Annotated in this window: 21 protein-coding genes and 1 pseudogene; 13 read left to right on the top strand and 9 right to left on the bottom strand. The window is 38.4% G+C overall.

Annotated elements, in window-relative coordinates:
* Positions 1-8: 8 nt before the first annotated feature.
* Positions 9-1189, bottom strand: a protein-coding gene (locus L641_RS0101785; RefSeq protein ID WP_086007400.1) for an IS3 family transposase whose coding sequence is annotated in 2 segments (ribosomal slippage) — positions 9-931 and positions 931-1189 — 1182 coding nt in all. Because the reading frame shifts where the segments join, the coding sequence is not laid out codon by codon here.
* 256 nt (positions 1190-1445) lie between these two features.
* On the opposite strand from L641_RS0101785, the gene L641_RS0101795 reads away from it, so the two are divergent.
* From L641_RS0101795 to L641_RS0101825, 7 genes and pseudogenes are all read left to right on the top strand, one after another.
* Entirely contained in the window at positions 1446-2126 is a 681-nt protein-coding gene (locus tag L641_RS0101795) for a DUF2326 domain-containing protein (protein ID WP_024600960.1), read from the top strand.
* 2 nt (positions 2127-2128) lie between these two features.
* Positions 2129-2860: an endonuclease NucS domain-containing protein gene (locus tag L641_RS22115; RefSeq protein ID WP_249365144.1), complete on the top strand. Its 732-nt coding sequence runs from the start codon at positions 2129-2131 to the stop codon at positions 2858-2860.
* Between the two features lie 601 nt (positions 2861-3461).
* Positions 3462-3845 (top strand): response regulator, encoded by a 384-nt coding sequence (locus tag L641_RS0101805; protein ID WP_013464929.1) that lies wholly within the window; start codon positions 3462-3464, stop codon positions 3843-3845.
* Positions 3846-3853: 8 nt separating this feature from the next.
* The gene (locus L641_RS0101810) at positions 3854-4759 is read left to right on the top strand and encodes a MoxR family ATPase (protein ID WP_013464928.1); all 906 of its coding nucleotides are present in this window, start codon (positions 3854-3856) and stop codon (positions 4757-4759) included.
* A 232-nt stretch (positions 4760-4991) separates the two neighbouring features.
* The gene (locus tag L641_RS0101815) at positions 4992-5753 is read left to right on the top strand and encodes a DUF58 domain-containing protein (protein ID WP_235420474.1); all 762 of its coding nucleotides are present in this window, start codon (positions 4992-4994) and stop codon (positions 5751-5753) included.
* Positions 5746-7717 (top strand): annotated as a pseudogene (locus L641_RS22120) (DUF3488 and transglutaminase-like domain-containing protein). The gene L641_RS0101815 and the pseudogene L641_RS22120 overlap by 8 nt, the downstream one beginning before the upstream one ends.
* Positions 7714-9036, top strand: coding sequence for a Na+/H+ antiporter family protein (locus L641_RS0101825; protein ID WP_024600962.1), 1323 nt, complete (start codon positions 7714-7716; stop codon positions 9034-9036). The pseudogene L641_RS22120 and the gene L641_RS0101825 overlap by 4 nt, the downstream one beginning before the upstream one ends.
* A gap of 183 nt (positions 9037-9219) precedes the next feature.
* Here the strand turns inward: L641_RS0101825 and L641_RS0101830 are convergent, their stop codons facing one another.
* Genes L641_RS0101830 through L641_RS0101840 form a run of 3 tightly spaced genes read right to left on the bottom strand, consistent with a single transcriptional unit; the run spans position 9220 to position 11328 of the window.
* Complete coding sequence (locus tag L641_RS0101830; RefSeq protein WP_008114650.1) at positions 9220-9654, bottom strand: acyl-CoA thioesterase; 435 nt, start codon at positions 9652-9654, stop codon at positions 9220-9222.
* Between the two features lie 5 nt (positions 9655-9659).
* Positions 9660-10478, bottom strand: a complete 819-nt coding sequence (locus L641_RS0101835; protein ID WP_024600963.1) for a M23 family metallopeptidase — start codon at positions 10476-10478, stop codon at positions 9660-9662.
* Positions 10471-11328, bottom strand: coding sequence for a 6-carboxytetrahydropterin synthase (locus L641_RS0101840; protein WP_024600964.1), 858 nt, complete (start codon positions 11326-11328; stop codon positions 10471-10473). Before L641_RS0101840 ends, L641_RS0101835 begins: the two co-directional genes overlap by 8 nt.
* 195 nt (positions 11329-11523) lie before the next feature.
* Here L641_RS0101840 and fabA point away from each other — a divergent pair, with 195 nt between their 5' ends.
* A complete protein-coding gene (fabA, locus tag L641_RS0101845; RefSeq protein WP_010389976.1) occupies positions 11524-12039 on the top strand; it encodes a bifunctional 3-hydroxydecanoyl-ACP dehydratase/trans-2-decenoyl-ACP isomerase in 516 nt (171 codons plus the stop codon).
* A 63-nt stretch (positions 12040-12102) separates the two neighbouring features.
* Here the strand turns inward: fabA and rmf are convergent, their stop codons facing one another.
* A complete protein-coding gene (gene rmf, locus L641_RS0101850) occupies positions 12103-12273 on the bottom strand; it encodes a ribosome modulation factor (protein WP_008114656.1) in 171 nt (56 codons plus the stop codon).
* Positions 12274-12636: 363 nt separating this feature from the next.
* On the opposite strand from rmf, the gene L641_RS0101855 reads away from it, so the two are divergent.
* The 3 genes from L641_RS0101855 (at position 12637) to L641_RS0101865 (ending at position 14803) form a co-directional block, all read left to right on the top strand.
* Positions 12637-13272 (top strand): TetR/AcrR family transcriptional regulator, encoded by a 636-nt coding sequence (locus tag L641_RS0101855; protein ID WP_016900341.1) that lies wholly within the window; start codon positions 12637-12639, stop codon positions 13270-13272.
* A 49-nt stretch (positions 13273-13321) separates the two neighbouring features.
* Positions 13322-14314: an MDR family oxidoreductase gene (locus tag L641_RS0101860; RefSeq protein WP_024600965.1), complete on the top strand. Its 993-nt coding sequence runs from the start codon at positions 13322-13324 to the stop codon at positions 14312-14314.
* A gap of 72 nt (positions 14315-14386) precedes the next feature.
* Positions 14387-14803, top strand: a complete 417-nt coding sequence (locus tag L641_RS0101865; RefSeq protein ID WP_008114664.1) for a VF530 family DNA-binding protein — start codon at positions 14387-14389, stop codon at positions 14801-14803.
* A gap of 63 nt (positions 14804-14866) precedes the next feature.
* On the opposite strand, the gene L641_RS0101870 is transcribed toward L641_RS0101865, so the two are convergent.
* Positions 14867-15298, bottom strand: a complete 432-nt coding sequence (locus tag L641_RS0101870; RefSeq protein WP_024600966.1) for a DUF3859 domain-containing protein — start codon at positions 15296-15298, stop codon at positions 14867-14869.
* 58 nt (positions 15299-15356) lie between these two features.
* Positions 15357-17174 carry a phosphotransferase gene (locus L641_RS0101875; RefSeq protein ID WP_024600967.1) on the bottom strand — a complete coding sequence of 606 codons (1818 nt, stop codon included), beginning with the start codon at positions 17172-17174 and terminating at the stop codon, positions 15357-15359.
* 239 nt (positions 17175-17413) lie between these two features.
* Here L641_RS0101875 and L641_RS0101880 point away from each other — a divergent pair, with 239 nt between their 5' ends.
* Together L641_RS0101880 and L641_RS0101890 are read left to right on the top strand one after the other, a co-directional pair.
* Positions 17414-18931 carry a leucyl aminopeptidase gene (locus tag L641_RS0101880; RefSeq protein ID WP_024600968.1) on the top strand — a complete coding sequence of 506 codons (1518 nt, stop codon included), beginning with the start codon at positions 17414-17416 and terminating at the stop codon, positions 18929-18931.
* Between the two features lie 183 nt (positions 18932-19114).
* On the top strand, positions 19115-20662 hold the full coding sequence (locus L641_RS0101890; protein WP_024600969.1) for a methyl-accepting chemotaxis protein: 1548 nt from the start codon (positions 19115-19117) through the stop codon (positions 20660-20662).
* Between the two features lie 49 nt (positions 20663-20711).
* Here the strand turns inward: L641_RS0101890 and L641_RS0101895 are convergent, their stop codons facing one another.
* Both L641_RS0101895 and L641_RS0101900 read right to left on the bottom strand, forming a co-directional pair.
* Complete coding sequence (locus L641_RS0101895) at positions 20712-21263, bottom strand: cytochrome b (RefSeq protein WP_024600970.1); 552 nt, start codon at positions 21261-21263, stop codon at positions 20712-20714.
* 452 nt (positions 21264-21715) lie between these two features.
* Positions 21716-22231 carry a hypothetical protein gene (locus tag L641_RS0101900; RefSeq protein WP_024600971.1) on the bottom strand — a complete coding sequence of 172 codons (516 nt, stop codon included), beginning with the start codon at positions 22229-22231 and terminating at the stop codon, positions 21716-21718.
* Positions 22232-22239: the final 8 nt, after the last annotated feature.

Consider the following 22239-nt stretch of genomic DNA (forward strand, 5'->3'; position numbering starts at 1 on the left):
TGTAGTGGTCAATAAAATTTGGCCACAGCTTTAGAATCTTGGTATCTAACCTCAGATTCATTTGGCGCTAAACCGGCATTATAATGATGTGGCCTAACGTTGTTGTAATACCCGTTGATATAATCACTCACACTATATTTAGCATCTTTAAAGTTTTCGTATCCAACCTTTGGCATCCACTCCGTTTTAAAGCTTCTAAAAAATCGCTCCATTGGCGCATTATCCCAACAATTTCCGCGCCTGCTCATACTTTGTGTAATTTTATAGCGCCATAAACGTTGACGATATTTTAAACTTGTATAATGACTACCTTGGTCTGAATGAAACATCAGTCCACTTGGCTTACCTCTGCTTTCATACGCGAGTTCAAGCGCTTTTAGCGTTAAGTTAGTATCTGGCGACAACGACATTGCCCAACCAACGACTTTACGTGCAAACAAATCAACAACGACCGCTAAATAGGCCCAGCGATTGCCTGTCCAAATATACGTCACATCACCGCACCACACGGTATCTGGCTCAACAACATCAAATTGTCTATCAAGCAGATTTGGAATTTCAAGGTGCTCATTACCACCGCGTTTATATGAATGTTGAGGTACTTGGCAGCTTTCAAGCTTTAATTTAACCATTAGCTTAGCAGCACGATAACGACTCAATTCAAAATCATTGTTCGTTGCTATTGCCGCGATTGTCCGCGCCCCAGCTGAGCCGCCGCTCATTGCATGTATGGCTTTAACTTCAGCTTCTAGCCTTATTTGCTCTGGCGTCGGCGTTGTATCCCGTATAGCCCAATATTTATAGCTGCTACGATGCACATTGAATACGTTACACAGCACGCTAATTGGGTAACGCTCTCGTTGATTTAGTTTCTCAATTAACGAGAATTGTTCAGGGAGTCGGACATCAAGAGAGCGGTAGCCTTTTTTAATATATCCTTTTCTAATTTAATGCGTTGGATTTGCTTTTTAAGTTCGCGGATTTCAATTTGTTCGGGCGTCATTGGTGAAGCAGATGGTGTCTGGCCACTCCGCTCTTGCTTTAATTGAGTAACCCACTTACTGACGGTTGATTTACCCACCCCCATCGCTTTGGCTGCTTCTTCTTGAGTATAACTTTGGTCAACTACAAGCTGAGCTGTTTCTAATTTGATTGCCGCAGAATACGTTGCGCGTTTTAATTTCGTCATTTTTTCACCCAAATTTGTATGCTTATTAGCATAACATTTCTTTCTTAATGGGTGGCCAAAATCACTGTACCACTACAATAGTGAATTTTCAAAATTTATTAAAAAAAGTCTTGATGAAGTTGTTCAATTCAGGAAACAAATTTCATCAAACAGAAATCGTTTTTTAAAAGAAAGGGAATCACAATATCAAAATAAGTTAGAAAGCATTCAATCGGAAGTTGCAGCTTTAGAAACGGAAAGATCTAAGTTTTATAAAATGTTAGATGAACTATCTGCATTCGATGCGTTAAAGAATGCTTATAACAACTTAGTTGAAGAGAAGGCTAACTTATCAGGACAGCTTTCTTATGTTGAGCAACTTGACTATATAGAAAATGCTATTGCAACTAAAAAGTCCTCTGTTAGTAAAACAGTAGCTGAAATCGTTAAAAATAAAGATAAGCTTGAGTGTGTTGTTGAAGGCATAAAAGAAGTTTTTTTAGATTTAGTTGACGGTTCAGTTGATACTGATAGTTCAGATACTAATCCTTACTTTAATATTGAAGCTAAAGCTAAGCAAAATAGTCCTCTTAAATTAACAATTGAAGTACCTAGGGGTGGGTCTTTAGGTAAAGGAAGATTCAAAATTCTAGCATTTGATATGACGGTATTTATATCCTCGTTATACAGGAATAAAAATTTACCCTCTTTCTTAATTCATGATGGGGTGTTTCATGCAATAGCTCACAAAACCAGAATTAAGTACCTCAATTACATAAATAGAAGGTTAAGCACTATCAAAGGCGCTCAATATATAGTAACTGTTAATGAAGACGAAATACTCTTTCCTGACAGTGAAGGTGTAAACGTTGAACTTGATTTTGACTTGAATGAAAGGACATTGATTACATTAGAAGATAACCCTCAATCTATGTTTCTGGGTAGGGATTTCGGTTAGTTATGGCTATAGAGCAAGGCATCTGGAAAATAGGCGATAAACCAACAAGATTAAAAACTGTAACCTTGGAAAGCGAACAACAATTGGAGGAACTCATAGTTGCAGACATTTCTATTTTAAATCCAAATTGGTTGCTTATTGGTCGTCAAGTGCGAACTGATTTTGATAAATACATTGATTTACTTGCTATAGATGCAAGCGGAAGTGTCATTATCATTGAGTTAAAGCGCGATAAAACACCAAGAGATGTCGTAGCTCAAGCACTAGATTACGCATCTTGGGTGGTCGAAATTGACGACAGTAAATTAGTTGATATTTATCATGATTACAGTACGAAATTCGCAATATCGGAACAAAGTTTGGATAGGGCGTTTGAGTCAAAATTCGGTGTTCCTTTCAACGATGTAAACTATGACGGCTCGCACCAAATGATAATTGTAGCTGCTGCATTGGATGCAAGTTCAGAACGGATCATCAACTATTTAAATGACAAAGCTAAGATACCTGTTAATGCTGTGTTTTTTACAGTATTTGAGGATGGTACAAATCAGTATTTAAGCCGAGCTTGGATGATAGCACCTGAAGAAACCCAAGATCGCGTTATTTCAAAATCAACAAAAGAGCCGTGGAACGGTGAGTTTTATGTTTCTTTTGGGCATGGTAAAGAGCGCCATTGGAATGATGCATTAAAATATGGATTTGTTTCCGAGGCCGTTGGTATTCAAATACATTAAACATGTTAGATATTGGTGATCGTGTATGGGTAAAAATTCCTAAAACGGGCTTTGTAGCTGTTGGAAAAGTCGCTGGTGAAATATCAAGAGCAGAAAACTACCGAATGGATTAAAGCAGTGCCGTTGGCTCAAGCATTTAATGAAACAGGATTGTTTGGAAATCAGAATTCAGTCTGCAAACCACAAACACCAAAGTGGTCACATACTGTTGAAAGAGTAAAAACGCATTTCAATCTTTAGAATTAATATTTTAAAAGTAAATATGAGTACTTTTTAAAACAATCTCAAATTATGAGTCCCTAGGGGACTCAATCTCCAGTGAGTCCCAAATCTCAATTTATAGTCCGTTTGTCAACAGTTAGTTTGATTAAGTATACTTCCACCGTATTTAACATAATATAAATTATAGGTAGTAATATATCTATACATAAGCAGCGCTCTATTTTAAAAGCTTTAAGTCCGCTAAGTCCAATACTAGACGGTATCGGACATTGTGTGACTTTAAACAACTATTATGGTTATTCATAGTTATCACCTTGAGGTTCCTTAATGCTTAGCTTAATATTAAAGCACAAGCCGTAAAAAACATTGAAGTATTCATATGGAATTTGTACGCCCACTCGAACCAATTTTAATTATTGATGATGTTAAACAGATCCGCGCTGATTTAAGCCAAGTATTAGCCGGTTTAGGTTTTGATGACATTATTGAGTGCGATAATTTTAATTGTGCTAAACCTCTGCTTATTGAAAAATCACCCAACGTTATATTCTTAGATGTTGATTTACCTGATTCTGAAAGCATTGAAATTTTAGAGTCGATTAACAACGAACACCCTCATGCACATGTTGTTATGTGTTCAGGCCACAATAGCTTTGAAACAGTGCAAAATACCTGGGAGCTAGGCGCAAAAGAATTTATAGCTAAGCCCTTTAACGCGCAAAAAGTTGATGCGGTAATGAAACGTTTAGAACTCATAGATTAAAGGAAATTATGCAGCACATTGTTACGACAATAATTGATGACCTATCTACCGTTATATTTGGTAAACAACAACAAATAAAATTAGCGTTAGCCTGTTTATTTAGTGAAGGCCATTTACTAATTGAAGACTTACCCGGCATGGGAAAAACCACTTTGTCGCATGCATTAGCTGCAGTACTGGGGTTATCGTATCAGCGTATACAATTTACCAGCGATTTATTGCCCGCTGATATTATTGGCACCAATATATTTAATAATAATGAACATAGTTTTTCATTTCATAAAGGCCCAATTTTCAGCCAAGTGGTGCTCGCTGATGAAATAAATCGCGCGGGTCCTAAAACACAAAGTGCTTTATTGGAGGCGATGGAAGAACACCAAGTAACAGTAGATGGAGACAAGTACCCGCTCCCTACTCCATTTTTTGTAATTGCGACTCAAAATCCATTATATCAGGCAGGTACATACCCGTTACCAGAATCACAACTAGATCGTTTTTTAATGCGAATAAGTTTAGGGTTTCCACCTAAAGATGCAGAAAAACGGTTACTGTTAAATAATCTAAAACGTGATTATTCGCAGTTACCGCAGCGAATTGAACAACATCAACTTAAGCAAATTCAAGATGCTATATCAAATATCACGCTAAGTTCGCCAGTGGTTGATTATATAATTGAGTTAGTGACTTATACTCGTGAATCTCAAACATTAACGACTTCGCTTTCCCCAAGAGCCAGTATGGCACTGGCTAAATCGGCCAAAGCGTGGGCCTATATTGAAGGCCGTGACTACGTATTACCCGAAGATGTACAGGCTGTTTTTTCAAGTGTGTGTCAGCATCGATTAGGCTTACATAGTGATGCGGGCGATACACAAATAGTTGCCATTTTAAAACATGTTTTAGTGCCCGTTTAGGTAAATGCGTATTTATAAATTTAAGCGCCCTACTCTTATTGACGATATAAAAAGCGCGATTTTAACTGCCTTATTAAAAAATAAGCACAAAAAAAATAGCATCACCTTAAAACATAATACTATTTATGTTTTACCATCCACGCTTGGCGTTTACTTTAGCGTTGTTGCATCATTAAATTTTGTAATGGGGATTAATTATCAAAATAATTTAATTCTGTTTATGGCTTATTTAATGTTTGTGATTATAATTTTTGCATTGTTATTGGGCTACAGTAATGCCAGAGGTTTAACTGTCAGCTTTAAATACGCCATTGACAGTTTTGCGCCTCAGACACCACAGCTAGTTTGGCAAATAGAAGCCGATGATCCTTGCCAATCCATTACATTGAGTTACCCCAAGGATTTAAAAAATGCGTGTTACATTACGCGCGTTAAAAATGAAGTAATAAAATGCCAATTATCATTACCTTACACCAAGCGAGGCTGTTACAAGTTAAAGCCAATAAAAATTGCCAGTAATTACCCCTTTGGTTTAGTCAGTGTGTGGAGTTATATACAACCGAATAAAGCAGTGTATGTTTATCCGTCAATAATTAAAACAACAAATCAAAAACACCAAAACTTAGTTGCAAATAATACCGATGAAGGCACTGAAAAACATAAAGGTGATGATGAATTTGAAAGTTTAATTACTCATTTGCCAGAAATGGGGTTACAGCGAATATCATGGAAGCACTATGCAAAAACACAGCAATTACTTGTAAAACAATTTAGTGATTTTAAATCAGCGGATGCACAATTCGATTTTAACTTAGTCACGGGCGATACCGAACAGCGTTTAGGGCAACTCTGTTTTTTAGTTTGCCAAGCATTTGAAAGTGATATTAATTATTCTTTAAAACTTCCTAATAAATTAATCACTACCAATTCAGGCAAGCTGCATCATCAGCGCTGTTTACAAGCGTTAAGCCAAGTCGGTAATGATAATGAATGAGATTAAAAACCATCGCGTTATTAATTTTGCTCTATCGTTTATTTATTTAGGGCTAGTCAGTTTTTTTACAGAGCACTTACCCCTGCCCTTTATTGCTATGCTTAGCGTGTTATGTGGCTGGAATATTTATTTAACAGTTAAGCAAAAGCAGAAACCCAACGCGTGGTTTGCTAATGGATTGGCCGCCATTGCATTAATTATTATGCTAAGCAGCATAGGCTTTAAAGATACCGTCGTATTGTTTGTCGCCATGCTGTTATTGTCGTGTGTTTTTAAATTATTGCAGGCAAAATCAAAACAGCATTACCAATTGATCATTACCCTTACGTTCTTTTCACTCTCAGCGGTGTATCTGTTTAGCCAAACCATTTTTACTACCTTAGTTATAAGCACCTTCTATATTTTAAACTTTGCGGTGCTAGGGTTATTAGAGTCTAGTCATAGCTTAAAACTCTCTTCAAAACAAAGTGCTAAAATTATGCTACTGGCTTTTCCTTTAGCCGTAATACTTTTATTATTTCTACCTAAACTTCCGGCATTTTGGCAACTACCTGGTCCAAAAATGGCACAAACAGGATTATCTGAACAAGTCGATCCGTTTGATATAGCAAAGTTATCAAATTCTGATGAACTGGTATTTAGAGCAAAATTTAATGGTACACCACCCCCTACGCCCTATTATTGGCGCGCTATTGTACATGATGAATTTGATGGTGCAGCGTGGAAAACATCCTCCTTTTTAAAGCAAGCGTTGATATTACCCGCTAAAAAAAGTACGAGTGAAAATGAGGCTCAGTATACGGTTATAGCTGAGCCTGCTATTTCAGATTGGCTATATGGGCTTGGTTTTTCAAGCAGTGAAAGCCCCAATGTTATTGCCAATACTTTAGGTTTATTACGTAAACAACAATATAAATCCAAGGTTTTACAATACACAGTTAATAGTGAACCGTTATCTAGTACATCGCTTAATAAGTCCCAACAGCGGTTTTATAGCCAATTAACTGTTAGTAATAATCAAAAATCTCAGCAGTTAGCGCAAAAATTAAAAAATAATAGTGCCAATGCCGATGAATTTTTTAATCAACTTTTAAGCTATTTTTCGAAAAATGAATTTAGCTATACACTAACACCTACACCCATGCGCGGCGAAAATACGCTCGATCAGTTTATGTTTAATAATAAACGCGGCTTTTGCGGGCATTATGCCAGTGCCGCCGCCTTTATTTTTAGAAGTGCAGGTATTCCTGCGCGTGTTGTCAGTGGCTATTTAGGAGGCGAGCTAAATAAAAACAGTGATTATATGACTATTCGTCAATACGATGCGCATGCCTGGGTTGAAGTATATACCGGCGCGGGTTGGAAAATATTTGATGCCACAGCGGTTGTCGCACCCGAGCGGTTAAACGGCTCCTTGTCACAAAGCACCACCCTTAATGACGAATTTAAAAATAATATTAACTTTGGACTCGTTAGTTTAAGTAACTATGCCGCCATTAATTGGCTTAGACTTGAATTAGAAAACTTAGATTATCAATGGTCTAGTTGGGTACTTGGGTTTGATAAAGACAAACAACAAGATTTGTTTGCTACCTTATTTGGTAATAAGTTTATTTGGCTGGTGCCAATTGGGGTTATTATTATTTTAATTTTGAGTTTTACGGCTTACTTTATTTATTTAAACAGACCTAAAGCCTCAANAACAACCGCCACTGGTCAATGAGTATTATGAAATTATTCGTTGGGCTAATAAACACGCGATTAGCTATCCTGAAAATGCCACGCCAACCCAAACTTTAGAACATATTAGCAATCAAGCGCCCCATGCAGAGCAACAAATAACCGCTTTTTGTGAGTTATTTAAGCAAGTGCGCTATGCAAGGCATCCATTTACTAAAGAACGTAAAAATCAGGCTAAAGATCTGATAAAATTAATTAAATCTACAAAACAGAGAAATCTATGAACGCAGTAATTATCGGCGTTATTTTAATGCTTGGACTCACTTTAGTCCGTGTAAATGTGATTGTTGCAATGACGATAAGTGCACTGGTTGCCGGATTAACCGCTGGCATGGGATTGAAAGAAAGCATCGATGCATTCAATTCAGGATTATCGTCAGGTGCCGAGATTGCTTTAAGTTATGCTATGTTGGGCGCATTTGCCGTGGCAATTTCTAAGTCAGGCCTAACACGTATTTTAGCTGCGAAGTTATTAGCTAAAGTTAATGCACAAACAGGTTCGAGTGAAACCCTGCTCAGCTATTTTATTCTGTTTATTATTTTGATTTGTGCTATTTCTTCACAAAATTTAGTCCCTGTTCATATTGCGTTTATTCCTATTCTAATTCCGCCGCTATTAGTGGTATTTAACAAATTGCGATTAGACAGACGCGCTATTGCTTGTATTTTAACCTTTGGTTTAGCCACCTCGTATATGGTACTCCCTTATGGGTTTGGTGGAATTTATTTATACTCAATATTACATAAAAACCTAGTGGATAATGGCCTTGAAATAGTCAATACCAGCGTACCTTTGGCGATGATTATTCCTGCTATTGGCATGTTCGTGGGGTTGTTAATTGCGCTGTTTATTACTTATAGAAAACGCCGAGAATATACAAATACCACCCTTACCGTTGAGAGTAAACAAACAGAAATTGATAACCCCAAAAAAGTAATGATGGTTGGTTTATTTGCTGTTGTTGCGTCGTTAATTGCTCAAAATGCCAGTGGCTCTATGATATTAGGCGGCCTAGTTGGTGTGGTTATATTTAGTGTATTCGGTGTGGTTAAGTGGGAAGAAAACGGCGACGTATTTAGTAAAGGCGTGGCAATGATGGCCATGATTGGTTTTATTATGATCTCAGCACAAGGTTTTGCCGCGGTCATGAAAGAAACTGGGCACGTAGCCAGCTTAGTTCACAGTAGCGCCGCTATTTTTGATGGTAATAAGCCGATGGCTGCGGCTGTAATTTTATTAGTGGGCTTATTCATAACGATGGGAATTGGCAGCTCGTTTTCAACGGTACCTATTATTGCCACCTTATTTGTTCCTTTATGTTTAGAGCTAAACTTTTCCGTAATGGCAACCGCTGCTCTTGTTGGTACTGCTGGTGCATTAGGTGATGCCGGCTCCCCTGCCTCTGATTCTACATTAGGGCCAACTTCCGGCCTTAATGCTGATGGTCAGCACGATCATATTTGGGATTCAGTGGTACCAACCTTCATTCACTTTAATTTACCGCTATTGGTATTCGGCTGGATAGCCGCCATGGTACTTTAATTTTTAAAAGGTGTGCTTTGTGCACGCCTTTTTATTTTGAAATTTACACCCTCCTTTTTACTGATTATCCCAAACAAACATTAATGCTAAGTTTGCAGCATTAAGAAATATAGTATGATGTGTTCTTATTGTGCTTTAATATAAGCACCTAGTTTGGTGCTTATATTAATTTACTATTTCGCGTTATAACTCAAAGCCATGTAGCATTTTATCGCATACTACCGGTGTTGGTCTGTGGTTATCATCCACGGCAACAAAGGTAAAACTACCCGTAATAGCAGAATGCTTATTATCTTTGTGCATGGTTTCTAGGAATATTTCAACATCTACCTTTAGGCTGGTATTCCCTACATGCGACACTTTTGAGATTAATTCGGCAAATGAACCTGCCGGAATAGCCTCTTTAAAATCTACCCTATCAGATGAAATAGTCACTAATGGCTTACGGCAAAAACGGGTAGCTGCTATAAAAGCAACCTCATCCATCCACGCTAATGCATCACCACCAAATAACGTATTGTGGTGATTAGTACGCCCAGGAAATACCGCTTTTGTAACCGATGTGGTCGAATCTTTTATACGCTGCGCAATAATTGCTTCGCGCTCTACTTGAGTCATAATCTCTACTTTTTGTTTGCTAATGTGTCTTGCATCAATAATGCAGGGTCAAGGCGTTCACCTTGCCAATTAAATCGCCAATCTAAATGTGGGCCAGTTACTCGCCCTGTCGCCCCTATTTCAGCCACTTTCATACCTTGTGTAATTTTATCCCCCACTTTTACATCTAGCTTGCTTAAATGAATATAAGTCGAGGTAACACCGTGACCATGATCTAAAATTAATGTGCCACCTGAGTAATATAAATCTGGCTCAGCAAATACCACGGTACCGCTGATCGGCGCATACACAGGAGAGCCTGTTTTATTTGCTATGTCTAAACCAAAGTGTGGTCTGCGTGGTTCACCATTAAAGTAACGCTGGCTTCCATAAACACCTGAAATACGGCCCTCGGCAGGCCTAAGCACAGGCTGTAAAAAGTACTCTAGGTCAGAGTTAACAGCGCGCGCTTTTCTTACCGCGACCGCTTCCCGACTAATACGCTCACTGACCGCTTTTGGTGGCGACACATATTTTTTTGCAACACCGGTTATTTTATCGATGTTGTAGTCACGAAGGGTTATAACTAAATTTTGGCTGTGGCTTTTTCCACTCTTATCAACCCATGATAGTGTGTGGTTTGGTTTGGCATCACGACCAAAACCAAATACAAATAAGCCAGTATCAGATAGCTTTAACGGCTTACCATTTAAGCTAACCGATTTTGCGTTATTTAATTGCCCTGTAACCAAGCCGCCTTGAGTTAAATGCCCTTTTAGTTCAACTGCCAAAGCACTAAAACTAAATGATGCAATTAACGCTGACACTAATAAGGATTTAAGCATAACTAATTGACCCCTTGCCGACGCCTTCATAAGCGGTAATTTTTACGTCTTTTTCTGGATGCTGCAGTTTTACTTGGCCGGCAATATACTCTGCAATACATTCTACTGTGGTATCTATTGGTAAAATGTCGCAACGCGATTCGCTAATAGCCATTTCAAAATAACCTTGCGCGGCTGTATATGCAAAACACACGTCATCCTCTTTGGCGATAATGTGTTTTAATTCAGAGGCGCTGATTTGATCTTCGCTGGTAGCTAAGTAAATATCTTGCCATTTATAAGCCCACTGTTTTTGTAAACGAGGCATAGAGATACCACCTAAGCTGATCCCTATTTGTGAACGATGGCCATGAATAATGCGCTGGCAATTACCATCATGCTTTTTAAGGCCATGGCTGTAGTGGTAGTAAAAACTTTGGTTGTGCTCAGGCTTTAATACCAGTTCAATTTTTTCAATATTATCAGGAAGCTGTGGCAGTATTGTGGCAACTAAATACTCTGTAACCGACTCAATGGTTATCTTATCGGTATCTATCAGGCAAAAAGCTTGATGAGGCGCACTCATTGCAAGGTGCTTATTCTCACCAAATGTACAATCTAATGTTTTATGATCAGCAAATTCATTAACGCTACCGTTTAGGTTATTTGGAACAGCTAAACGGTGATCAATACACTCATCAATAATGCCTTTTATTTGCTTTTTAACTAAGCCAAAGTCTAAAACCATAGACTCTTCATTTAGTTTGCCATGTAAAGTCAAATCAACAATCCAACTTTCGCCAACTGCACCGCGTTTATTGCATAAGTAAGAAAAATCAATCACAGTGAGTGAGTTAACAAAAAGGGTCATAAATTTCCTTTAAACTGATTAAAAGTCAGCCCTAATTATAATGATTTCTGTTAGTAATTGCGCGGTTTAATCATACTAAAATCAGTTGCATTGACTGATTGGCTATATTTAAACCATTTTTTAACTGCTCCGAGTTGTTTAGCGTACAAGTGTACGCTAAAGTACGGGGCAATTTCTAAGCAAAGATAAAGTGTTATGGAACCTAAAAATAGCTATACAAAAGAAGATTTGATCCTTTGTGGTCAAGGTGAAATGTTTGGTGAAGGAAATTGTCGTTTACCAAGTGACAACATGTTAATGATGGATCGTATCATTTCAATTACCGATGACGGTGGTGAACATGGTAAAGGTCAAATAGTTGCAGAGCTAGATATTGACCCTAGCCTTTGGTTTTTCGACTGTCATTTTAAAGGCGACCCAGTAATGCCTGGTTGTTTAGGCTTAGATGCTATGTGGCAACTTGTGGGCTTTTTCTTAGGTTGGTCTGGTGGTCCTGGTCTTGGTCGTGCATTGGGTGTAGGTGAAGTTAAATTTACTGGTCAAATATTGCCAACAGCTAAAAAAGTAACCTACCGTCTAGACATGAAACGCGTTATTAAGCGTAAATTGTTTATGGGTATGGCTGATGGAACCGTAGAAGTAGATGGCCGCGTGATCTACGAAGCAAAAGATTTAAAGGTAGGCTTGTTCCAAGATACCAGCGCGTTTTAATTTTAACGCACGCAACAAAAAAGCCTCTAACTAGAGGCTTTTTTGCTTAAATTCGTTGTGAGTTTATGTTTTATACATATTGCGATTTTCTATTGCCTCGCGCCAACCACCAAGCCACTCAGACTTAGGATCAACTTGTTGATAAGGGCAGTGCTCTTTTGAGCGACCAGCTAAACCAGCTTTAAAACCTTGAGAATGAGCTCTTTCTAAACGATCTCTTTTCTGTCTCTTCATCGGTAAAATCCTCACCTTTATATTTATATTTTTGTAGCATTAAATTCATCTACATTTAATAAATAGCCAACAAAAATGTTAAATTCAAACACAAAATACAATTAATTTGTTTGACTTTAACTAAGCTGCTGATGCAATGATAAATTAATTTAAAAATAATTTTATTGATCAACTATAACCAATTTAACTTTATTAAAATGTTCCGATACATCGGTTCAAAACACATAAGTGTCATATTTGTGACTAATAATATCCCCTTAAGTTCCCAATTAATTTGTAATCAAAAAATGAACGTCAGAGCTGTTTTAAAAACATCCCAAATAAAAGCTTGATTAATTAAAACCGATCGGTCTAATATAAAGCATGAACAAAACACCAGCAGTTGCAACTAGGCGTGGCCGCCCACCCAAAATAGCCAGAGACAGCGCAGATACAAAAGCGCTGCTCATTCGTGTGGGCTTAGAAACCTTAACTGAGTTTGGCTTTAGTGCCACCGGGCTCGACACCATATTAAAAAAAGCAAAAGTACCAAAAGGCTCTTTTTATCATTACTTTAAAAGTAAAGAAGCCTATGGTTTGGCTCTTGTTGATGCCTACGACGATTTTTTTATAAATAAACTTAAATTTTACCTAGAGCAATCTGAAGTCCCCGCACTTGAGCGCATTGTTAATTTCACACAAAGCGCAATTGCTGGAATGCAAAAGTATGATTACAAACGCGGGTGCTTGGTGGGTAACTTAAATCAAGAGCTTAATCATTTAAGTGACGACTTTAAAACTCGTTTAATGCAAAGCTACATCGCTTGGCAACAACAATTAAAACGATGTTTAGATTTAGCCCAGCAGCAACAAACTATTAATCCACACATTAATACCGAACAAATGAGTGAATATTTTTGGGTGGGTTGGGAAGGCGCAGTAATGCGAGCTAAACTAACCCAATCAAGTAAGCCACTTACTTTATACACAGAAATGTTTTTACGCGCATTACTCAGTTAATGCATTTTTTATTACTAATTTAAAGACGATCGGTCTAAAAGGAAATCTAATGAGCAATTCTATCAAAGCTATTGTTATAGATAAGCAAGACGACAACTACACTGCAGTCCTAAGCACCATAAACAGTGACGATCTACCAAACGAAAATGTATTAATTGATGTGCTTTACAGTACCTTAAATTATAAAGATGGCTTAGCCATCACGGGTAAAGGGCCTGTTGTACGTAGCTTTCCTATGGTGCCGGGGATTGATTTAGTGGGTACAGTGACTAGCAGCGACAGTGCTGAATTTAAAAGTGGCGACCACGTTATTTTAAATGGTTTTGGTGTTGGCGAAAAGCACTGGGGTGGCTTATCTCAAAAAGCGGCATTGAGCAGTGATTGGTTAATTCCCCTACCCGCTAACTTATCACCTAAACAAGCTATGCAAATTGGTACTGCCGGTTATACGGCAATGCTCAGTGTTATTGCACTAGAAAAGCAAGGCGTTACTCCCGAGTCAGGTGAAATTTTAGTGACCGGTGCTAATGGTGGCGTAGGCAGTTTTGCTATTTATTTACTAAGCCAGCTAGGTTATCAAGTCACCGCTGCAACAGGTCGTATGGAGCAAGCAGACTATTTAAAATCATTAGGAGCAACTAATGTAATTGATAGAAATGAGTTTTCTAACCCTGGTAAACCTTTGCAAAAAGAACGCTTTGCTGCAGCTATTGATTCTGTAGGTAGTCACACACTTGCAAATATTTGTGCATCACTTAAATATGGGGGGGTTGTTACTGCTTGCGGGCTTGCTCAAGGTATGGACTTACCGGCCTCGGTTGCACCATTTATTTTACGTGGGGTTTCATTAATGGGCATTGATAGCGTTATGCGCCCTAAAGCGGATCGTGTTGAAGCATGGGATCGTTTAGCTTCATTAGTTAATGCCGATTACTTGGATAAAATTTCAACTGAAATAAATCTTGATCAAGTCATTGAAAGCGCCGAGCAACTAATGCAGGGCCAAATTCGTGGTCGTGTAGTGGTTAATTGTCAAAGTTAAGCATTTTTGCTACTAAACTCTCGTTATTAAATTTATAATGTTCGCTGATTTTTTAATAACGAGAGAACACCTATGAGCAACCAAGAACTTTTCAGTAATAACCCACTGCAAGGCGTTAAATTAGAGCAAGTGGTTGAAGAACTGGTTGAGCAATATGGGTGGGAACTCCTGCATGCCTACTTACAACTTAACTGCTTTAAAAATAACCCTGACATTAAATCTGCAGTTAAATTTTTGCGTAAAACCGAGTGGGCACAACAAAAAGTAGATAATTTCTATTTGTACCGCCTTAAAAACTTACCTCGCCCAGATGACGTACAATACGAACTGCCTCCACGCGACCGCATTATTCCTGAAGGCGATAAACCAGGTGAGCCTTGCGAGTTAAGCTTTTCTGATGCAAAACGTATTCAAGAAAAAAAAGCAGCAAAACAACGTGCGCGTACCCGTAAGCAGCGTTCAAATTCAAGTAACCCGTGGGGTAACTAATACGTATTTTAGGCAAGAGTTAACAATAAACGTTAGCTCTTGCGTTACTGCAAACTGTAGTCATTAATAACCGCGGTATTTCCAAAAGTCGTCTTCAGTTTTAGTTTTTTCATTAATAAGATTAAATGTTTTATCCGCAATGACTTTCCCCGCTAAAGATAAGGTCATACGCCAGACACCTATTTTATCCTCAATAGGCACCCATACCGTATCGCCTAAATAAAACGACCAGTCGTTGTCTTTAACATATACAGTACCCTCAAAAGGCAGCATCACTTCGCCATTGGTATCTATAATACCTGGGTGGTAAATACAAAAATGTAGTTTTTCGCCTTTGGCTTTTTTAATATTAACTATCAGACCAAATTCTACATCAAGTTCTGCTTTGACTTGCGTAGTGAATTGAGTGATTTGCGGTAGTGATTTACTGTCTTTGTCCCAGTGACTATATATGCCGAAACTTTGTAATGTAATTTGTGGTTTAGATTTTGCCATTGAACTTTCTATTTTTGTACTTTCAATTTTTAAACCACCAGCTTAAGCGAGCGGTTTATTAATTAAGTAGTTGCTTTGGATTTTTAGGGTAATAATTGCTTGGTTGTTGTTCACATAAACCAAACTCACGAGTGTTTTTATAAGGTAACTTCATAAAGCCAGCCACCCCCACGTCGGTAATATTTACCGCGTATTGCATAAGCTTATTTAGTAAACGTTTAAATTCTACTTCTTTGCTGGCATCAAGTAATCTGTAGTAATGATGAATTTTCATTCTATCTGGCAGCGCTTCAAAAATAATACAGCCGGTATGATGTATCTGGTTTAGCTCAAATACACATTTAATCACTTTTTTAGGCAGTTGCAGTTGCTCATCGGGGTCTTTACCATCTTCAAAATATGAATGCGGACGGGTTACATCGCTGGCTTTTACATTAACCACTTCATAATCAAGCTCAGGTAACTGGTTAAATTTAAACGCGCCAGTCCCATCACGTTCTAACTGAATTGTTTTGCGGGCATCAAATAAACAGCACTTAAATAAGCCTTTTTGGCTAATAGCCTGGGCTAACATTACTGTGTTGTTTACTGCATCGGTGAATGCGGTTGCGAGGGTCTCGTCATGCATGATGAGTGACGATTCAACATACAAAGATTCATCTTTCCAATGAAAGCTGAGCCCTCCTACTACAGGATATTTAGCTAGACGGCTAATAGAAGCTAAAAACGCTTTTTCAGTATCCCCAGTATCAAATAAAAATTCTTTATAATACCTATCTAACTGAGCATCGTTTACATCGAGTAGTTGTTGTTTATGATCAGCTTGGCGTAAAAACTGTTTTCTAGAGCTATAAACTACGGTTTCGGGTTCGGGGTCTTGGCTAAACCAAAACGGAATTGCCGCTTTAGTTTCTGTTTTTGGTAGTTGTGGTAAATACGCTTTTGCCATGGTTTCTATGTTACGCATAAAATAGTCACCCGCTTTGTCCCTTACACTTCGCTCTTTTGAAAGCATGCCATCAATAACGTTTGCCAGCTCCTTAGGTAACATTAAACTACTGGCCGGTATAGCCTGAGCACCAAATCGGCAAGACTGCGCTGAGGCAAGTGCATATAGCGTTGATGCAACCCCCTGCTCATCAAAACGAGGGGATGACTTTTCACCCGACATTTGCGCATCACCTATAAAATAAACATCACCCATTCGTGCGTTAGTGGTACTTAAATCGCCGGACATTAAATCCATAAAATTACTGGCAATTGGGTTCCCTTGTTCATCTACTTGGGCATATACCGAACTCCCCCAGTCAACCAATGAAAGCTGCTTTTCATTTTCATCCCACACCAAGTTAGAGGGTTTAATATCACCATGTACAATAGGCTGCGGGCTTAAACCATTTTTATGACGACGTAAATCAAGCAACACATTTCTTAATTTAACCGCTAAGCTCATTATTTTGGCGGCCGGTAAGCGCCCTTGCTTTAGTGATACTTTTTCAAGGTCTTCACCAATGGCGCGCGCCATCATCAAAATACCTTGTTTTTTTATTCGCTCAAAGCCATAAAATGTTGGCACTAAGGGATTTTTGATTTGCGAAAGCATATACGCTTCATCTTCAAGACGATCACGTACACTTTGCGCGAGCGTAATTCTAGAAAACTTAAACACCCAAGGCAGGCCATGTTCATCATCCCCTGCAAATACAAACCCAAATGCCCCTGAGCCAATCATTTCTACCTTTTTATACCCAAGCAAAGTGAGCTGTTTAATACAAATATTAAGCCATTGGCGGTGTTTTTTTGCATCACGATGTGACAGCAAATAAACCGACTGTTCTTCGTTGATATAAAAATTGCGAATTTCTTTAGCTTTCAATGCGGGTTCTCTAGGTTAGTTGTTAAAAGCGCAGTGTTACCTTTATATTTGATAGTAACGCGAGCATTGTGTTAATTAAACCTTTAAGCATCACAATATGTTTATCAAGCCGTTATGTCATGATATTTAGTCATGATTTAGACATATATCGCTGTTATTTGCTATTTCGCCGTATCCTACTTAACCACAGCATCGTAAATAGGGTAAAACACACCTTTATATTATTCTTAGGTTAAAAAATGAAACGTATTATAAAAGCCTCTTCAATCGCGCTTGCTCTGAGTATGTGCATGAATGCCCAAGCCGCAGACTTTAATTTTTCTTCAAAAGTGAACAGCGATGCAAATACGCTGGTTGTATTTTATAGCCAAGATGGAAATAACAGCCAATTTAAAGCGCTCGACAAGCAGTTCGATGGCCAATTGAAACGCGTTATTGATATAGAAAATTTTACCGGCGATTACGCTAAAGTGGCACAACTTGTTGCGCCAAGTAAAAGTAACTACAGCCGCGTTTTAGTCGTAGGTACTGGTAATACAAGCGAGTTTGATAAAGCAAAAGCAGCTAAGTTAGGCGGTAATATTCACGCTCAACTAGTTAAAGCCAAAGTAGGCACTGCAAGCGTTGTATTTGAAGATGTAACCGGTGTAAGTGACAATGCATTACTTGCTGCTAACTTTGCCCATGGTGCAAACTTACGCGATCATCGTTTTGAAAACTATAAAAAAGAACCAAACACTGAAACAGTTAGCTACACATTTGATGTTGATAACACCAAGCAAACTCGCAAGCTTTACACCCAATTAGAAAGCATTCAAGCCGGTGTGTTTTTAGCCCGCGATTTAACCTCTGAAGTCGCTACCGAAATGACACCTGTTGATTTTGCTAATGCGGCAAAAGAATTATCATCTTTGGGCGTAACCATCAAAGTATTGGAGCCTAAAGAAATAAAAGAACTGGGTATGGGTGCATTAGAAGCTGTTGGCCGAGGTAGCCAGCAAGGTGCCCGTTTAGTGGTTGCCCATTATAAAGGGTCTGACGATGCCCCTATTGCCCTTGTTGGTAAAGGCATTACATTTGACTCAGGTGGTTACAGTATTAAAACCGGTGCATCTATTGCACGTATGAAGTCAGACATGGCCGGTGCTGCTGCAGTGCTTGGTACAGTTAAAGCAATGGCGTTAGCTAAAGCTGACAAAAACGTTGTAGCCGTTATGGGTATGGCTGCGAATATGGTATCGCAGTTCGCTGTAGCTCCTGGTGATGTTGTTCGCACCGCTGAGGGCTTAAGTGTTGAAATTTTAAATACCGACGCCGAAGGCCGCTTAGTATTAAGTGATGCTATGTGGTATGCACGTGAGCACTACAAACCAGAAATTATGATTGATGTTGCAACACTCACCGGTTCAAAAATCCGTGCTGTCGGCAATGAATACGCGGCAGTGTTCTCAGATGACGATACGCTAGTATCTCAACTAACGGTAGCCGGTAAACAAGTAAACGAAAACCTATGGCGCCTACCTTTAGGGTATAAAGATATGTTGGAGTCTGACATAGCTGATTTAACAAATGTGGGGTCAGGTGGCCCAGGCGCAACCACTGCTGCCACTTTCTTAGAGCATTTTGCTGGCGATACCCGTTGGGTGCATATCGATATTGCAGGTAATGCCTTAGTGAAAAAAGGTAAAGATGAGCTTTCACCAGGGGGAACGGGGTTTGGTGTTCGCTTATTAAGCGAATGGTTATTAGCTAACTAATTGTTTATTAATACTAATAAAAGCGCCAAAGTAGGTTTACTACTTTGGCGCTTTTTGTACGAAAACAGTTTTATAGAGCTCAATACATCACTATTAATAAATCCTTAAAAGTGTGTTTATTATTTGATTTTGTTTGATTTATAGTCAAAGATAGAAGGAACAATTAGTAACGAGGTCAAAGGAATGAAAATAACCTACCTGTTCTACAGCATTTTTTATTTAAGCATTTGTTTTCTTTTCTATTTTGAACAGCTCTCCACCACTGCTACAGCAATTATAGTGCTGTTATCTGCAATTTTTTATATAAAACCAGCAAAATCTGAAACAGCAAATGACAATTCGTCACTAGGTGCCGTGCAGTCGTTCAATAACAAAATTGCACAAAACATTACCAAAGCCACCTCAAAAAATGCCATAGGCGCAGCTGAAGTGTCATTTTATGTTGATAGCTTATCTAAAGAAATAGACGCTTGTTATAACGAGAGTGAAACTGTCGGGCGTGCCACACACGAGCTTTCACAAAATAGTACTGAACTCAGTGACAGCATGACCACTATTAATCAAGCAATGGTACAAACAGCGCAAGCCTCAAGCTCTGCCGATAGCCGCTTACAAACGGCCACCAGCCAAATTGATTCGTTATCAGGCTCTATAGATAAAGTGGCCCAGCAATTAGATTTATTATTAAAAAGTGCCAGTGATATACAAAGCATTACCCAAGTTATTCAAAACATTGCAGAGCAAACCAATCTACTTGCTTTAAATGCAGCCATAGAGGCCGCTCGTGCAGGTGAGCAAGGTCGTGGTTTTGCGGTTGTTGCCGACGAAGTGCGTAACCTTGCAAATAAAACCAATGAAGCAACCAAACAAATTGCAGACATGCTCACAGACATTAACGCCAACAGTATAAAAACCAATGAAGATATGAAGCAGGTTTCACAGCAAAGTATTTCTGTAAAATCAGAGCTAGAAAACGTGACTCAATCCTTTTTAACGATTAACCAAGATATTGGTGCCTCATCTACCGCGCTTGATAGTATGCATCAGTCTGTTTCGGCATTTCAGCATGCAACCACCCAAATAAATAGCTCAGTCACTAGCATCAGTAGTTTATTGGGCGAAGTTACTAAAAAAGGCAGTACAATTTCTCAGCAAGCGTCTTCTTTATCGCTGGGATCAGAATCAATATTTAGAGAGCTTGAAAACATAGAGTATGACGCATTCTTTAAACCAATCCTGATGTCGGCTAAACACGCCAGTAAAGCAATTGGCGAATGTTTTGAGGGTTGGATCCAAAGCGGAAAAATAACCCAGCAACAACTTTTTTCGCAAAACTATAAACCCATCGAGAATACTAATCCAACCAAGTACACAACCGATTACGATAAACTTACAGATCAATCACTGCCGGCTATTCAAGAACCAATACTGGAAAATAAAGACATTATTTTTGCAGGTGCCGTTGATACAAAGGGCTACTTTCCTACTCATAACAAACGCTATAGCCAAGCCCTAACCGGTAACTTTGAAAAAGATTTAGTAAACAACCGTACTAAACGTATTTTTAATGACCCGACAGGAATTCGCTGTGGTAGCCACACCGAAAGCTTTTTATTACAAACCTATAAACGTGATACCGGTGAAATACTGCATGACCTCTCGGTGCCAATTTATGTAAACGGTAAACATTGGGGCGGGTTTAGAATTGGGTTTAAGAGTACACATCATTAATTAATATAAAAAGGGAGACACATGGTCTCCCTTTTTATAGGTGATGTGTTTATTTTTTAGAAAACAGCATACGTTTAAAGGTGTTATCAGCCAAAATGTAATGATGAAATAATGCAGCCGCCGCATGTAAGCCTATTACGTAATAACCAACTTCGCCCGCTGTTTCGTGTATTTCTTTAATGGTTTTACCCAGCTCTTTGTTTTCACTTACCAATGGAGGCAGCTCTAAACCAAAAAATGGCACAGGTTTACCTGCCATACTTAATATTAACCAACCCGCAATTGGCATAGCAAACATAAACACATACAGCGCAAGGTGTACAAATTTAGCTAACTTATCTTGCCATTTTACAGGCTCAGGGTGTATAGCAGGTGCTGCACCACCCACTACACGCGCAACTACCCTCACGCTTACTAAAACTAAAACCGATAAACCCAACATAAAGTGCCACATTTTAAAGGCATCACGGGTTTCAGTGCCTTTATCAAATAATTCGCGAAGTTCAATACTACCGTACACAGTCACAATTAAAATAAACATCAACCAATGCAAAGCAACAGAGAGTGTATTGTAATGAGTATCTGTATTTTTAAAATTCATAATACCTCCTAATAAACGCATTAAAGTTAAAAGCTCACTTATGCATATGAGTACATGTATACAGGCTAACCTTTAATCACTCACAGTTTAATGATCTGAAACATAGAATGAGTTAATAAGTCAGTTCAATAGTTTAATGATTCTGGAATTTAAGTATTAGTTATAATAACTGAGCAAGCTTAAAATAAACTTAAATAATAGGCATAAAAAAACGGCAACCTTAAGTTACCGTTTTTTAAATTATCACGCGTTTAAACATTAATAAACCGCAGAGTATTGAGTGCGAGTGGTTTTGACTAACCAACACTTGCAGCATTGGCTCTTTTGATGTCTGAAGTCAAGATTTACCCCCTTTTGTTTCGAGGGGGTGATAATTGTTTCTAAAACTGTGTCGGCGCACGAAACCGAGTAAACTGTTAGCAGTACCGCTTTAAATTATTGTTTACTAGCGTTTATTGTAGAAATGTTTGCTTATTGTCGGCAATACAAGCTTCCACTGATTTTGGATGGTTTTCTCTATCAATAACCCAACATTCTTTGTAAATAGAGCAATAACAAAGTTCTATACTTATTAAATCATCGGCTTTGACAAGAGCTTTTGCATTCTCTCCTTTGTAAGAAACTGGGGTAATGTTGCTTTGAGGTGACAATGTGCGATTGCTAAGGTGTGATTGTCTGATATTCTGAAATGCCTCTATTTCAATCCATTTTTTTATGTATTTAGAATCATCCTTCACTTTTGCATATTTTATCAATGCAGGGCCAGTTCCATTATTACTTACACCGTAACCAAATGAATCTTTGCTAAAACTTCTGAATATTTCCAACCTTGGCCAAACTGATGCTCTTGCATATTCACGATCAACATAGGCTGAATAAATTGACGTAAAAGCAGTAACTAACCCTATAAGAAGAGCAGATAAAGCAACTATCATCTCAGGGTTTTTATACCACTTATTATTATCCATTCTTTATT

The organism is Pseudoalteromonas sp. TB41, from assembly GCF_000497975.1.
GTDB lineage: Bacteria > Pseudomonadota > Gammaproteobacteria > Enterobacterales > Alteromonadaceae > Pseudoalteromonas > Pseudoalteromonas tetraodonis.